The following is a 14,444-nucleotide window of genomic DNA, read 5'->3' as shown; positions in this document are numbered from 1 at the left end:
CATGGCAGATCCGCTGAACTCTGCTCAACTTTTCGGGCTGCTAGCCGCCCTCGGCGGCGGTCTTCTCGTCGGCGTGCAGCGCGAGCGTCATAAGGACGAGCATTCTCCGAGCGAACCAGCCGGGGTCAGAACATTCGCGGTTGTCGCGCTCATCGGCGCCACCGCCGCCTATCTCGGGTTGGCCATGCAATGGTTGGCGGGAGGCGCGGTGACGGCATTTGCTCTCACAGCCTACGTCAAACGTACCGATCGCGAACCGGGCCTGACGACCGAAATGGCGCTGCTCGCCACGTATCTGCTCGGCTCGCTCGCCATCACTTCAGCGGGTCTGTCAGCCGCCCTGTTTGTGGTGCTCGTCATTCTGCTGCAAACCAAGCAGGCCCTGCATCACTTCACGCGGAACGTGCTGAGCGAACGCGAACTCGGGGACGCCCTGCTGCTCGCCGCATCGGTGCTTATCGTGCTGCCACTCCTTCCTGATCGCACGTTCGATCCATATTCGGTGCTCAATCCACGCCGTATCTGGCTGTTTGCGGTGCTCGTCATGAGCATCAATGCCGCCGGCTACATCGCATTGCGCGTTTTCGGAACGCGACGGGGGCTCATGCTCGCCGGCTTGCTCGGCGGCTTCGTTTCGAGCACCGCGACGATCGCCGGTATGGGCCAACGGGCGCGCGACACACCCGGCATCAGGCGCGCCTGTGTGGCGGCAGCGGTGCTGTCGAACGTTGCCACCATAGTCCAGTTGGCGCTGATACTGCTGGTGGCTGCTCCCGCGATACTTCGGCGACTTGGCGCTCCGTTGGTGGCCAGCGGTGTCGCTGCGATTCTGATTGGTTCTTTGTTCTTTTTTCGAAGCGGTGCCTCGACGTCGGGCGAGCTTCCGCCAGGGCGACCGTTCAATCTCGGCCAGGCGGTCTTGTTCGCCTTCATCGTGGCTGCGGCCGCGCTCATTGCCGCCGTACTGCGTCAGTGGATGGGGAGCGGAGGCGTGATTCTTGCCGCGGCCGCGACCGGTTTTGCCGACGTGCATGCTGTCGCCATTGGCGTGGCACAGGTGTACGCGGGAGTGGATTCCGAGGAGGTTGCCTACGCCATGGCTGCCGCGTTCGCATCCAACTCGCTCATGAAAAGCGTTGCTGCGAGTACCGGCAGTCGTGAGTACGCACTGCCGGTTATCGGCTGCGTGGCGGCGATCGGTGCCATTTTTCTTGCCACGACTTGGCTGACCGCTTAACTCAGACCGCTGCAACTGCGCGCAGCTCCGTCGCGTTTCAGGTTCACGCAAGCGGAGTCGGCATCCATCCGATGCGATCACCCTGCGCTCAGGTAGACGGTGCGGCACGCAATTTTGACTTGGATCAATCGGTGTCCCGTTTGTGCTCGCTACCGTAACAACGGAGGTATTGCCATGAAAATCCTGCTCCCTGTGGACGGCAGTTCTTATAGCACCCGTGCGGTGCGCTACGTGGTCAAGCACATGCCAAGCTTCGGCAAACGGCTTTCGCTGACGCTGGTGTACGTGGATCCGCCGACGATCGAGCGCGTAAGCAAGTACGTCAGCGCCGAAGATCTCGCCAGATTCCATGAGAAGAATGCTGCCGCGGCGTTACGCGCGGCGAAACGCGTGCTCTCCAAAGCCAAGATTTCTTTTCGAGAACGACATCTCGTCGGTGACGCCGGAACATCCGTTGCGCGCGTAGCCAAGGAAGAACGCAGCGACATGATCGTCATGGGCTCCCACGGCCGTGGTGCTTTGAAGTCGTTGTTGCTCGGCTCCGTAGTGAGCAAGACGCTTGCGTCAACTCGCTTACCGGTTCTCGTGGTCCGCTAAACCCAGGAATCGTCTTTATGAATCTTCGAAATTCGCTAGAACGCTACGGTTCCGTGCAGATTGCCCTTCACTGGGCGATGCTGCTTTTGCTTGCTGCCGTTTATGCTTGCATCGAACTGAAAGGTTTCTTTGCAAAGGGAAGCGACATTCGCGAGGCGCTGAAGACATGGCATTTCATGTTGGGGCTGACGGTGCTGGCTCTCGCAACGATCCGCCTCGTGGTCCATTTGATTGGACCGAGTCCGCGCATCCATCCGGCACCGCCCCGCTGGCAGGAACTCGCGGGAAAGCTCATGCATTTCGCACTCTATGTGTTCATGATCGGAATGCCCATTGTCGGATGGCTGGTGTTGAGCTCGGAAGGAAAGGCGATTCCGTTCTTTGGGCTTCAGTTGCCGCCGTTGATGGGAGTCAATGCCGATCTCACCGATCAACTCGAAGAAGTGCACGAGACGGTGGGAGAGATCGGCTACTTTCTCGTGGGCCTGCACGCCGCAGCCGCGCTGGCGCACCACTATCTTCTGCACGACGACACCCTGCGCCGGATGCTTCCTCAGCGGATGCAATCGAGATCGCGATAGCGGCTATCGCTCTACACCCGCGAATTGCGCTGGCCGCAGTGGCACGCAGAGCGCCGGCTTACCTGACCCTATCCAAGCCTTGCTGGTGAGCACAGCGTGCCATTGCTGCGGCTATCGATCGCACCGTGTTTGGACACGCTCGCTTCTAAGTGACCCCGACGTTCGCTAAAGAAACAGAGAAAGGATTCGCATCGTCCACTGGCGCAGAGAGTGGTCAACGCCGCCGAACTAGCTGGCTCGCTTTGTTCCTTCGGTTGCGGCCGGTTGTGCTGCGGGTTCATAGAAAAATGACGCCATCAACGCCCCCTCCTCAGCGAAGTCCGACAGCAGGTCGCCCGCAAGGGACGCGTGGGCGTCGACGACATCGTCGATTTTTCGGCAGGTGGAAAGACGCTTCATCGTTTCGACCGAGCGACTCGAACAAGCGTGAAGAAAGTAGAACGTTTCGTCCTGAATGCGCGCGAGATATCGAATCCAACTCGTCGCAGCGGGTAGCAACGTTGGCGTGCTCGGCTCGGCGCGTGGCAGATCTACCGCTCCGGTCTGCCGTGGTTGCTGCGACTGGCGTTTCTTCGCTTTCATGGGCTGCCTCGCTATGAAAAACTCTGCGATTCACTGTACCCAGGAGCGGCATTGCGATATTGACCGCGATCAAAGTCGTCCACTATCCGCGGCGATCCAATACGCGCAGTCGGATTGCCAAGCGCAGGATGAATTTCTCGATCCGCACGTTCGGCAATCCGCTGCGCCGCCGACCGAGCGGGCCATTGGTCGCAACCATGCTCGCAGTCGTCGCCGTTGCCCTCGCGCTGCCGTTCACGCCGGGGGCGGCGATCCTGGGATTCAGCGCATTGCCCGCCTCGTTCTTCGCTTTCCTCGCTGCGGCGACGGCGACCTCTCATCGTCGTCGAGATCGCAAAACGATGGCTGCTTCGCGGCACGGACCTGTATCCGGGTTTGATCTCTGCAGCGGCGTAGCGAATCGGTCGTTGACGGAGTGCGATTTGCGCGCGGCTCGGTGCCGCTGCGCCGCTACCAGGGGCTGTCCTTGATTCCGCAGCGGAATGCCAGCCAGTTGACCATAAGATCGGCGACGAAGGATAGCGCGAGAACAAGTACCACGTCCGCCCAGCCCAGCTCGATTCGCGGACCGACCAGAATCAGCGCACCGATCACGAAGTCGAGTTGATCGAACGGGATCCAACGTTCGCCCGGAGCGATATGCAGGCGCCGCTTCGCAAAACTCTTGAACGCATCTCCGAGCATCGCACCGGTGCCGAACAACAAGCCGAGTGCAAGCCAATGCCGATAGTCGACGATGGCGATCGGCGAATCGACGAGACGCTGCATCGCGGTCGCGAGCACGCCGGCGCAAACACCCGCGAGGAAGCCCACGACGGTTTTGTGGTCACCGAGCCAGCGGCGGCTGATCGGACGGTTCCAGCCATGCCAGAACCGCACGAATGGCGGAGCCATATTGGCGCAGTAGGCGGGCAGCATGAAGTACGCCAGCTGCAACATATGGACGAATGCGTCGCGCACGCGAGCGGAATTCCGGTTTCATTCCGATCGGACGCGCGCTTTGGACCGAATCCTGCGCAGGTATTTTTTCGAGGCGAGCGCGATGAGCGCGGGTGCGACGGGCAACCGCGCCAGCGTCGCGCCGACGCGAACGACGTTGGCGGCGAACCGGGGCCAAGCGCGCAGCGGAAACAGGGCGGCGAGGAAACCGGCAGCGAGGCCGCTAGCGATCACCTTCGACAGGCGCGGTTCGTGCAAGTGCGCGTCGTAGGCTTGTTGTCGCGCGTTGAATTCGCGCGCAGCGACTTTGAGATGGGCTTTTGCCCGCTCCACGCGCTTGCGACCGGAATTCACGAGAACTCCTTCTTCACCTGTTCGAGCGCACGGCGACTGTTGGGGAAGCTCATTTCGCGCAGGCTGCGCTGCAACGCATGCAGCAGCGCAAGGAGAATGACGAACTGGAAGCCGACATCGATGGCGAACGCGCCGCTCAAGCCGCAACCGAACGAATGCAACACCGCGATCAACAGCCCGTTGGCGGCGAGCCAGAAGGCGGCGACGAAGATCGGAAAGACCAGCGCGCCGATGACGAAGCGACGAAGGCCCTGCCGCGAGAGCGCCCATTCCGCTTCGACCAGATCGCGCGCGGCGCGCGCCAGATCGATGGCTTCGGTTGCCAGTTCTGCGAACGAAGGCTTCATAGGCGGGTGCGAGCCGGCGTCCGGATCGATGCGGCCCATTGCGGTCAACGGCGCAGCGCCCGTGCCAGTATCGCGCCTGTGGCGAACGCGATGCCGAACACGGCGAACGGATGCGCGCGCGCCTGCGTCGTCACCGTTTCGGCCCAGCCTTTCGCGCGGGAAAGGCCGATTTTGTCGAACTCGCGGCGCAGAGCATCACATTGGGTTCCCAATGCATGTGCGCTTTGCGCCACCTTCTGCGCGAGCGCATCGACGCGGCATTCGACATCGTCAGCGTATTCGGCGAGAGAGTCGCGGACATGGCTGGCGGAAGACTGCGTTGTATCCATGATAATTCCTGGGTTGCTTCGTTGGCACAAGCATCGCGCACGCGGGTCGGACCTGCTTGATGCAGGTCAATTTCTCCCGCATCGTGGTAGGAGAGCGGAGCGATTTGACCTGCATCAACCCCGGTCGACGGCGATGCGCCAAAGTCAGCTGCGAAGCACCCGCACCGGGCTGCGGAACACAGTGAACAAGCGAAGGCGGAGTCCGATCATGACGAAAGCATCGGCAAAACGAGACGCAGAACCCGGCAAGCAAGCCGTGCACAACCGCGATGTCGCGGCTGCGTTCGAGGAGATCGGCGATCTGCTCGAACTAACCGGGGCGAATCCGTTCCGCGTCCGCGCTTACCGCAATGCCGCCGCGCGGCTGCGCGACTGGCCAGACGAGCTGTCGGAGTGGCAGGCACAGGGGCATAGCTTCGATGAGATTCCGGACATCGGCGCCGATCTCGCCGGCAAGATCGACGAGCTTCTCAAGCGCGGTCGCATCAAGCAGCTGGTCGAGCTGCGCCGCGAGAAGATTGCCGCACTGGCCGGACTGCTCCACGTCGGCGGGCTCGGCGCCAAGCGCCTGCGCACGCTGCACGAGGCGCTCGACGTGCGCACGCCAAAACAGTTGCTCGTCGCCGCGCAGGCGCATCGCATACGCGAGCTACCGCGCTTCGGCGCGACGAGCGAGAAACAGATCGGCGAAGCGGTCGGGCTATATCTGCGCCAGTCCTCGCGCCGGCTCTGGTGCGAGGTGAAGCCAGACGCCACCGCGCTCGTCGAATACCTGGGTAAATCCGCCGCGGTATCCAAGGCCGTGGTCGCCGGCAGCTATCGCCGGGTCGCGGCGACAGTCGGCGACCTCGACATCGTCGTCACCTCGAACCAAAGTGCGGCGGCGATCCGCCATTTCGTCGCCTATCCGCGGGTTGCGCGCGTGCTCGCGCAGGGTTCCACGCGTGCGAGTGTCGAGTTGAAGAACGGTCTGCAGGTGGATCTGCGCGCGGTCGAGCCCGCGGCATGCGGCGCCGCGCTGGTGTATTTCACCGGTTCGCGCGAGCACACGGTCGCGTTGCGCGGCATGGCACGCGGTCGCGGGCTGAAGGTTAACGAATACGGCGTGTTTCGCGGCGAGACCAATCTTGCCGATGCTTCCGAAGCGTCCGTCTACGCCGCGCTGGATCTTTCCGAGATCGCGCCCGAGATGCGCGAGAACCGCGGTGAGATCCTCGCCGCCGAGCGCGGCGATCTGCCGGTGCTGATCGCACACGGCGACTTGCGCGGCGACCTGCACGTGCACACCGACGCCACCGATGGTCGCGGCAGCCTGGCTGAGATGGTCGCCGCTGCGCGCGCGGCGGGACTGGCCTACATCGCGATCACCGATCATTCGCAGAACCTGCGCATCGGTCACGGGCTCGACACGACGAGGCTGGCGCGGCAATGCGATGCGATCGACAAGATCAACGCGGGCATGCGCGGCTTCCGCGTGCTCAAGGGCATCGAGGTCGACATCCTCGAAGACGGCTCCCTCGATCTGCCGAACTCGGTGCTCGAACGCCTCGATCTTGTCGTCGGCGCGGTACACAGCGCATTGCATCTGCCGCGTGCGAAACAGACCGATCGCATCCTGCGCGCGCTAGACAATCCGTATTTCAGCATCCTTGCCCATCCGACCGGGCGCCTCATTGGCGAACGGCCGCCGTGCGAACTGGACATGCCGCGCATCATCCGCCATGCGCGCGAGCGTGGCTGCTTCCTCGAACTCAACGCGCATGCGAAGCGCTGCGATCTTGACGATGCGCATTGCCGCATGGCGAAGGAGCAGGGCGTGCTCGTCGCGGTATCGAGCGATGCTCACCATCCCGACGATTTCGGGCAACTGGACTTCGGCGTCGGCCGCGCCCGCCGCGGCTGGCTGACGCGCGCCGACGTGCTGAACACGCGCAGCCTCGCCGAAGTCGGGAAGCTGCTCGCGCGGACCATGGGGCGGTCGCCGCGGACGGCCAAATAGGCGTACTTGGTTTTCTCGCCCCAAGCCGGCGTAGCTGCACGCCTTGCCGAACGGAATAGCGCGACGTCATTCGCAGAAGGGCGCCGCTCTTTTTGATGCGAGTCAAAAGCGTCCGCACGGGCCGAGTTTAGGCTGTGCCCATCGACCAGAGAACACTCATGACGTATGCCATCGTGGCCGAGGGCCTGGTCAAATGGTTTGGCGAAGGCGCGGCGCGCACTACCGCTGTGAAGGACGCGAGCTTCGAGATGCGTTTCGGCAAAATTTTTTACGTCACTTGCATTCTGGAGAACCTCGAGCAATTCGGTGCGCTGAAGGCGATAGGCGCGAAGAGCCGCGTGCTCGTCACGATGATCCTGTTCCAGGCGGGATTCACTGCGTTGACCGGCTACGACCTCGGCTGAGCGGATGGGCAGGAGAAGGTCTTATGGAACATGCAGCTTCATGGGGTATCAACAGCGTCGTCGTCGTCGCGACGGGAGCAACGGTATGCCTGTGCGTCCTGCTCCACTACGAATGTCTCAGCTGGCTTTCGCGCCAGCTCATGCGACTGCAGCGCCACCGCCGTCGCCGCGTTCTGTTCGGCATCTTTGGTCTGCTCCTCGTGCACATCGCCGAAATCTGGCTGTTCGGTTGCGTCTACGCGACGCTCGCAATCTGGCCGGCCTTCGGCGAAGTGTCCGGCGCATCAGCCGGGCTGCTCGACGACATCTATGTCTCGGCAATGACGTTCACTACGGTCGGCGCGTCGGATGTTTCGGTGAAGGGGCCGCTGCGCTTTCTCGCCGGCACCGAGGCGCTGAGCGGCCTCGTTCTCATCGCCTGGTCCGCGTCGTTCACCTACCTTGAAATGGAACGTTTCTGGCGCGAACCTTGAAGGAATAGAGCCCTCCTGAGTATGAACACGATGCATGCGCAAGTCCTGGAGCGGCCCGGTATGGCGCTGCGCGCAGCGGAACTGCCGATGCCGCGGCCCAGCCGCGGCGAATTGCTCATCGAAGTCGCCGCCTGCGGCGTATGCCGCACCGATTTGCACATCGTCGACGGCGAGCTGCTGCGGCCCAGGCTGCCGCTCGTGCCTGGTCACGAAATCGTCGGCCGCATCATCACGCTGGGTCCGGGAGTGGAAGGATTCGCGTTGAACGACCGCGTCGGCGTCCCTTGGCTCGGCTGGACCTGCGGCGAATGCCGCTACTGCCTGGCAGGCGAGGAAAACCTGTGCGAGCAAGCGCGCTTTACCGGTTACACCCTCGACGGCGGCTATGCCGATCACGTCGTCGCCGATGCTCGCTATTGCCTGCATATTCCGCCGTCTTATGCCGACACGACAGCCGCACCGCTACTGTGCGCCGGGCTGATCGGCTTCCGCGCGTTGCGCATGGCGTCGAACGCGCAAAATATCGGCTTCTACGGATTCGGCGCGGCCGCGCACATTCTCGCCCAGCTCTGCGTCGCGCAGGGAAGGCGCGTGTATGCGTTCGTGCGCCCCGGTGATGCGGATGCGCGCGCGTTTGCGTACGAGCTGGGCGCGACCTGGAGCGGTGATTCCGACGCCCAGCCTCCCGCTCCGCTCGACGCGGCGCTGATATTTGCTCCGGTGGGGGACTTGGTTCCTGCGGCATTGCGTGCGGTACGTAAAGGCGGCAGTGTGATCTGCGCCGGCATTCACATGAGCGACATTCCCTCGTTCCCCTACGAGTTGCTTTGGGGCGAGCGCGTTGTCCGCTCGGTCGCGAATCTCACGCGCGCCGACGGCGTCGAATTTCTTGCCGCGATCGAGCGTCATCCCGTGCATACCCAGATTCAGACCTACGATCTGGCCGAGGCCAACCGCGCGCTCGGCGACCTGCGCGCTGGCCTGGTCCGTGGCGCGGCCGTACTGGTGCCGAAACGATAAGAGGATTCCTCCCGCAGAAAAAACAGGCTCCGGACGGCCTCACATGGGCAGTCGCATTTGCGACGGAGCGGCGAGGGTGGATTGGCTCGACATGCAGCTCGACAACAAGCTTGGGATCGTCGAAGCGAGTTTGCCCCGGCTGCAATCATCCTCGCTACATTGCGAACGAAAGTCGCAACAGGGATGCAGCCACACGCCACGACGGCGATGGCGGAGCGGCCTGCGGCGACTAGCCAAGAACCCTTGGACTTATTGATTCAGATCAACGTTCGCTTCCCGCGCTTCGATACCGTGCAGGACGAAGGCAAGTGGAGACAACGGCGTGAATCAAATCCCACGTCACGACTTGGTCAACGATACGGCGATCGCGCGCTCGGCGGAATACTGGCTGCGCTGGAGCCCATCGCTGGCGATGACGAACATCCATGTGTCGGTGCACGATGGCTGCGTCACGCTCACCGGTGAAGTCAGTGGGGATTATCAGCAGGTAGCCGCGGAAGCCACGATCCGACTGATTGAGGGCGTATCGGCCATCAAGAACGAATTGCGGGTGCGGCGCAGATCGCCGAAGCCGCGGAGCAGCGGGTCGGAGCACTTCGCCCAGAAGCACTGGACTCGAATTTCGTCGTTAGCCGATTTACGCAACAAGATCGGCACGGCATTGTCGCGTTGAAATTATCCATCATCAGGAGAATTCCCCATGTACAAGCACGTTCTTGTTCCGACTGACGGATCCAGCCTATCGCGCAAGGCGGTCCGGGAGGCTATCCGTATCGCGAAGGCAAGCAACGCGCGGGTGACGGCGCTGCATGTCCTGCCGAAGTACAACCCACCGTACGAGCTTGGCATGTGGGTGCCTGATGAGAAGGACTACGTCGCGAGTAGCCGTGAGGCTGCAAAGAAAATATTGAGCTACGTGCAGAAGGAATGTGCCGCAGCCGGCGTTCGCTGCGCGGAGATCGACACCTTCAGCGATCATCCCTACGAGGAAATCATCAACGCCGCGCGCAAATCCAAATGCGACCTGATCGTGATGGCGTCGCACGGCCGCCGCGGATTGGCGGGCGTGCTTTTGGGAAGCGAGACACAAAAAGTTCTCACCCATGCCAAAACCCCGGTTCTCGTAATCCGATAAGACATCGTTACATGTGAGGCGCTGCTCGTTGGAACTCGACAAGCGCTTTGTCGAGTTCGCCGCTCGCCGATTGTTCGAAGTCCGCGTATCGGAGAAGGTTCTCTAGTTCATCCACAGTGCGGTGAGGGCGGGCCGGTTGCGAACGCCAAACTTCCGGTAGATGGATTTGATGTGGATATGAATCGTGTTGTGGCTCTTGCCCAACGATTCCGCAATTTGCTTTTCCGTGGCACCCCCGAGCAGCGCAAGCAGGACGCCGTGCTCAGCGGGCGTAATCGGCTCGTTCGCTGCGTGTATTCCATGGCTGAGCAATAGTCGGTGCTGGAACCACTTCAGTCCGCGCATCGCAAGTGTGAAAGGTGCCTTGATCGCGGCGGTATAGCGAGGATCCTCCAGACCACGATAAAGCAACAAATGAATCCGGACGTCCTTGCCGAAGGCGCAGCGAGCCGACACGTGGTCCGCATGGCCGACGGCCAGGTAGTGGCGCCGGTAATATTCTTCCTCGAACCAACTGGGCGGCAACGCTTCGAAAAGAAGCCGCGTCAAGAAGAGCTCTTCGCCCGCGGCGCCGACGATCGACGAGAGGTCGACCTTGGGCAGCCAGAGCTTGTCGACCTGCGCTTGTACCGAGGCGGCCAGCGGTGCGATCGGGTTCAGAAGACGTACGAGGCGCGGTCGCCATCCGTTGAGCGGATCTCCGTCCGGGGGAACGGGTAGCCGCACGACGACAGACCAGAGTGCGTTTTTGGCACCGAAGATTTCACAGAGGCGCTTCAACATGTGCTTGAGCGCGTCGTCGTATCGACTGACAGGGAATTCGGCCAGTTCATCCCAAAGCGCATAGATGTCGTTCGGGTCTTCGTGCATTTTAAATTTTACCTGACGGCAGGTCCGCGCATTGTCGCCCATTCTGAGTGCCTTCTACCCTAATCAGGGTATATCTCGAAGGATGGGGACCTGCGTATGCTTCGCGTGGCGACCTCAACCGCGTCCAAGCATTTCGTGTGAGCCTCACGCGAGCGGGCAGCGGCGGCGATCGATCCGTTGCACCAGCGTCTTCAATCGATAGGGGGCCATCGATGACCGGCGGACGCAAATACAAGACGCGTGCGCAGTTGCTTGCCGAAATCGAGGCGTTGCGCCAAGAGTTCGAGGCGCGCGAATCGCTTTGAAATATCGGCAGGTCCGATGCATTGCCGTATCCACGTTCTCCCGCCCGATTCTCAGGATCAATCCAACCATGAACTTCAATTCTTCACGCGGCCTGAGCCGCCGTCGGTACATGCAAAGTGCCGGACTGGCGCTGCTGGCTCCGTTCCTGCCCGCCAGTGACAGCGCCGGCGCCACGTCCGCAAGTGTCAACAACTCCTCCGCTGCCGACTGGGGGCGCGATGCCATCGCCAGCGTTATGGCAAAGAGCGGAACCGCCGCTGTGTCTGTTGCCCTGTGGAGCGCTGGCCAGGTGGTATGGCAGGAGGCCTTCGGCTGGGCCAACCGAGAGGACGGCATCCCCGCCAACGTGCAAACACGCTTCAACACCGGTTCGGTCAGCAAGGTGTTGGCGGCGCTCGCGGCGATGATTCTGCAGGATCGCGGCTTGTTGAAGCTGGATGCGCCGGTGGTCCGCTACTTGCCGGAGTTCCGTATGCTTTCCGACCGGCTTGAGCTACGAAACCAGCTCGGGCCGCGAACCCTGACGACCGAGTCCGTGTGGGACCCCAGCATTTACTCCGACGGCTACAAGCGCATAACCGTACGCCACCTCTTGAGCCACTCGTCGGGGCTACCCGGCACGGACATCCACAATATCTTCGCGTTCGGGCCCTACACGGACTACGCAGCCAATGTCGAGGCAGCGCTGGCCGACACCCACCTGAAGCACGAGCCTGGCGAGTTGTCCGTCTACTGCAACGATGGCTTCACGATGATCGAACGTCTGGTGCAGGCGCTCTCCGGCCAGAGTTTCCCGGAGTTCGTGCGCGTCAACATCCTGGAGCCGCTCGGCATGACGAACTCTGGCTATACGCTGGCACCCTTCGCCGAGGGCACGTTCGCGCACCCTTACTACCAGGGCGAGCGTCTGCCGCAGGAGTTTGTCTCGGCCTACGCCACGGGCGGTTTGGTCAGCACGCCGACAGACATGCTGCGCCTGGGGCGCATGTTCCTCGGTGGCGGCATCCTCGACGGCCAGCGCATCGTGTCGGCTGCGGGCGTGGCCGAAATGGGAAGCGACCAGACGGGCATGTTGCGCATCAATCTCACGCCTGAATTCCAGGTCGGGCTGGGTTGGGACAACGCGAACCAGATCGCCCTGCGGTCAGTCGGACAAAAGGCGTGGGAGAAGAACGGCTTCACCGTGTTCTTCAGCAACGAGTTTTATGTGCTGCCCGAATCGGACATCGTGCTGATGCTGTCCGGCAGCAGCACCAACTACGACGTCGCCCGGTTGGCCGAAGAGATCGTGATGCGCACGTTGCTCGACCGCCAGCTGCTCCGCGCACTGCCCCCGAAGGTAAGTCTTGTGGCCCCGCCTTCGGTGGATTCGCCGTCTCCCGATCCGGCCATCGTCGGCATCTACGGCAACTACAACGGGCCCATCGACGCTGCGCTGGTCGACGGTCGCCTGAACCTCAGGCGCTGGCAGGATGGCGCCTGGACGCCCATGCACGAGGGCCTTTTGCTGCGCAGTGACGGCTGGTGGTGGGGCGACACGGGTGACTCCTTCACCTTCGAAGTCCAACGAGGGATGCGCTACCTGGTCCAGCGCTCACCCAACTCCACGGGGTATGTCCGGGTATCGTTTCCCTTGGGTCAACAACTGCCGCCGTTGAAGGCGGCTCTCTCGGCAGCCTGGAAGGCGCGCATCGGCACGGCCTGGGAGCTTGCCGACGAGGCGGCAGACTCGGTGGCCTTGAGCCGAGGCCGCTATCTGGTCAAGCTCGGCGTGCTGCCGGATCTACCTGGCTACATGCTGTGGGATGACGCCCAACTGATGCGGCCGGTGGACGACACGCGCGCGCGCATGACCGTGAAAGTGCCGATCAACGACGGTCGCGACCTGGCCGAGCTGGTATTCCAGACAGTCGATGGCGCTGAGCAAATCGTGCGCCACGGCTCCATCTTTCGCCAGGTTGCAATGGTAGCCGGCAATACGGACGTGGCACAGAGCCTGGAAACCGAGGGCTTTGACTGACCGCGGGCGACGTACGAGACTGCACCATGACCTCGCGCTTTCTTGCATTCGCTCTGATCGCGCTCGCCGGCTTGCTGCTCCTCCCCGGCACTTCTTCCGGCAACGAGCCGGCCTGTGCGCAGGGGCAGATCCGACTCGCGTTCGGCTGCGCCGACGCAGCGAAGACCGCGGAACGGGTACGCGGAATTGTGCGCGAGACGATGCGCAAACTCGACCTGCGCTCGGCCATCGTCAGCGTGAGGGTGGGCGACACACCGGTGCTCAGCCAGGCCTGGGGCGAATCGGCGGCGCACCAGCCGGCGACCCTGGACATGCACTGGCGCATCGGCTCGATCGGCATCGCTTTCCTGACGACGGCGTTGTTGCAACTGCAAGACCAGAGTGTGCTCAGCATCGATGACAAGCTGTCGAAATGGTTTCCGGACTACCCGCGAGCCAATGACATCACGCTCGCCATGCTGGCCAACAGTACGTCGGGCTATGCGGAGTACGCGAAGTTGGACTTGTTTCCGCTATATGACGACATCTATTACCAATGGTCCGAGGACGAGCTGATTCAAATCAGCTTCAAGCAGGGGATGGATTGCGAGCCAGGCACATGCTTTTCTTATTCGCATGCCAACTTCATCATCCTCGGCCAAGCGATGGCGAAGGCTAGCGGCAAACCGCTCGCCGACCTGATCCGCACCGGGATCCTGGAGCCGCTGGGCATGCACGAGACGCGCAGCGATGCGACGCCATTCATCCCTCCGCCCGTGTTGCACGCCTTCTCGACCGATATCGGCAATATCTACCAGGACAGCACCGGCTGGTCGCCCTCATGGACCACGGCCGCAGGCGCCGTCATGACCAGCACCGTGCCCGACGTCATGCGGTCCGCGGCAGCAATCGCCACCGGCCAGTTGATCTCGCCCAAAGCCTACGCACAACTGCTGGACCCGCGCACAGCGTCGTTGCCGCCGTGGACGCCGTCGCAATACTACGGCCTCGGCATCTTTGTGTCGGACGGATGGATCATGCAGAACCCGTTCTTTTTCGGTTACTCGGGGGTGATGGCCTACCGGCCCGCAGAGAAGATTGCGATTGCGGTCACTTGCACGCTTGGGCCGAAAGCGGACTTTAGCGGCAATACGTCGACCATGCTGTTTCAGCGGATCGCGCAAGGCCTGGCGCACCCGCCCCCAAGCCCTGCGAATGAGCGCACGTGGATGCCCGATCAGAACGCAGAGAACGTGCCGGGGCGATAAATCA

The 14,444-nt window shown here is 62.4% G+C and carries 17 protein-coding genes; 11 read left to right on the top strand and 6 right to left on the bottom strand.

The annotated features are described in order from the left end of the window. Position 1: 1 nt before the first annotated feature. From F455_RS0110170 to F455_RS0110160, 3 genes are all read left to right on the top strand, one after another. Complete coding sequence (locus F455_RS0110170) at positions 2 to 1,237, top strand: MgtC/SapB family protein (protein ID WP_018973184.1); 1,236 nt, start codon at positions 2 to 4, stop codon at positions 1,235 to 1,237. A 174-nt stretch (positions 1,238 to 1,411) separates the two neighbouring features. Beyond that, a complete protein-coding gene (locus F455_RS0110165) occupies positions 1,412 to 1,834 on the top strand; it encodes a universal stress protein (RefSeq protein WP_018973183.1) in 423 nt (140 codons plus the stop codon). A gap of 17 nt (positions 1,835 to 1,851) precedes the next feature. Beyond that, the gene (locus F455_RS0110160; RefSeq protein WP_018973182.1) at positions 1,852 to 2,415 is read left to right on the top strand and encodes a cytochrome b; all 564 of its coding nucleotides are present in this window, start codon (positions 1,852 to 1,854) and stop codon (positions 2,413 to 2,415) included. 228 nt (positions 2,416 to 2,643) lie between these two features. Here F455_RS0110160 and F455_RS0110155 read toward each other — a convergent pair whose 3' ends face one another. The 5 genes from F455_RS0110155 to F455_RS23205 form a co-directional block, all read right to left on the bottom strand. Then, positions 2,644 to 2,997 (bottom strand): hypothetical protein, encoded by a 354-nt coding sequence (locus tag F455_RS0110155; protein WP_018973181.1) that lies wholly within the window; start codon positions 2,995 to 2,997, stop codon positions 2,644 to 2,646. A 450-nt stretch (positions 2,998 to 3,447) separates the two neighbouring features. After that, on the bottom strand, positions 3,448 to 3,936 hold the full coding sequence (locus F455_RS20500; RefSeq protein WP_018973179.1) for a CDP-archaeol synthase: 489 nt from the start codon (positions 3,934 to 3,936) through the stop codon (positions 3,448 to 3,450). 39 nt (positions 3,937 to 3,975) lie between these two features. Then, positions 3,976 to 4,290, bottom strand: a complete 315-nt coding sequence (locus tag F455_RS0110140) for a hypothetical protein (RefSeq protein ID WP_018973178.1) — start codon at positions 4,288 to 4,290, stop codon at positions 3,976 to 3,978. Next, a complete protein-coding gene (locus F455_RS23210) occupies positions 4,287 to 4,637 on the bottom strand; it encodes a hypothetical protein (RefSeq protein ID WP_169337325.1) in 351 nt (116 codons plus the stop codon). The genes F455_RS0110140 and F455_RS23210 overlap by 4 nt, the downstream gene beginning before the upstream one ends. A gap of 44 nt (positions 4,638 to 4,681) precedes the next feature. Beyond that, the gene (locus F455_RS23205) at positions 4,682 to 4,966 is read right to left on the bottom strand and encodes a hypothetical protein (protein ID WP_018973176.1); all 285 of its coding nucleotides are present in this window, start codon (positions 4,964 to 4,966) and stop codon (positions 4,682 to 4,684) included. A 208-nt stretch (positions 4,967 to 5,174) separates the two neighbouring features. Here F455_RS23205 and polX point away from each other — a divergent pair, with 208 nt between their 5' ends. From polX to F455_RS0110100, 6 genes are all read left to right on the top strand, one after another. After that, a complete protein-coding gene (gene polX, locus F455_RS20490; RefSeq protein ID WP_018973175.1) occupies positions 5,175 to 6,965 on the top strand; it encodes a DNA polymerase/3'-5' exonuclease PolX in 1,791 nt (596 codons plus the stop codon). Between the two features lie 158 nt (positions 6,966 to 7,123). Then, entirely contained in the window at positions 7,124 to 7,369 is a 246-nt protein-coding gene (locus F455_RS23345; protein WP_018973174.1) for a hypothetical protein, read from the top strand. A gap of 23 nt (positions 7,370 to 7,392) precedes the next feature. Continuing rightward, the gene (locus tag F455_RS0110115) at positions 7,393 to 7,842 is read left to right on the top strand and encodes an ion channel (protein ID WP_018973173.1); all 450 of its coding nucleotides are present in this window, start codon (positions 7,393 to 7,395) and stop codon (positions 7,840 to 7,842) included. Between the two features lie 30 nt (positions 7,843 to 7,872). Continuing rightward, on the top strand, positions 7,873 to 8,862 hold the full coding sequence (locus F455_RS0110110; protein WP_026293261.1) for a zinc-dependent alcohol dehydrogenase family protein: 990 nt from the start codon (positions 7,873 to 7,875) through the stop codon (positions 8,860 to 8,862). A 346-nt stretch (positions 8,863 to 9,208) separates the two neighbouring features. After that, positions 9,209 to 9,535 carry a BON domain-containing protein gene (locus tag F455_RS22020; RefSeq protein WP_018973171.1) on the top strand — a complete coding sequence of 109 codons (327 nt, stop codon included), beginning with the start codon at positions 9,209 to 9,211 and terminating at the stop codon, positions 9,533 to 9,535. Between the two features lie 27 nt (positions 9,536 to 9,562). Beyond that, entirely contained in the window at positions 9,563 to 9,997 is a 435-nt protein-coding gene (locus F455_RS0110100; protein WP_018973170.1) for a universal stress protein, read from the top strand. Positions 9,998 to 10,099: 102 nt separating this feature from the next. Here the strand turns inward: F455_RS0110100 and F455_RS0110095 are convergent, their stop codons facing one another. Further along, entirely contained in the window at positions 10,100 to 10,909 is an 810-nt protein-coding gene (locus F455_RS0110095) for a helix-turn-helix transcriptional regulator (RefSeq protein ID WP_211212309.1), read from the bottom strand. A 331-nt stretch (positions 10,910 to 11,240) separates the two neighbouring features. Between F455_RS0110095 and F455_RS20480 the strand changes: the two genes are divergently transcribed. Further along, on the top strand, positions 11,241 to 13,193 hold the full coding sequence (locus F455_RS20480; protein WP_018973167.1) for a serine hydrolase domain-containing protein: 1,953 nt from the start codon (positions 11,241 to 11,243) through the stop codon (positions 13,191 to 13,193). 26 nt (positions 13,194 to 13,219) lie between these two features. Continuing rightward, positions 13,220 to 14,440 (top strand): serine hydrolase domain-containing protein, encoded by a 1,221-nt coding sequence (locus F455_RS20475; RefSeq protein WP_018973166.1) that lies wholly within the window; start codon positions 13,220 to 13,222, stop codon positions 14,438 to 14,440. Positions 14,441 to 14,444: the final 4 nt, after the last annotated feature.

It is taken from the genome of Rudaea cellulosilytica DSM 22992, assembly GCF_000378125.1.
In the GTDB taxonomy this organism is placed as follows: Bacteria; Pseudomonadota; Gammaproteobacteria; order Xanthomonadales; family Rhodanobacteraceae; genus Rudaea; species Rudaea cellulosilytica.
This window is presented reverse-complemented; position numbering and strand designations above follow the sequence as displayed.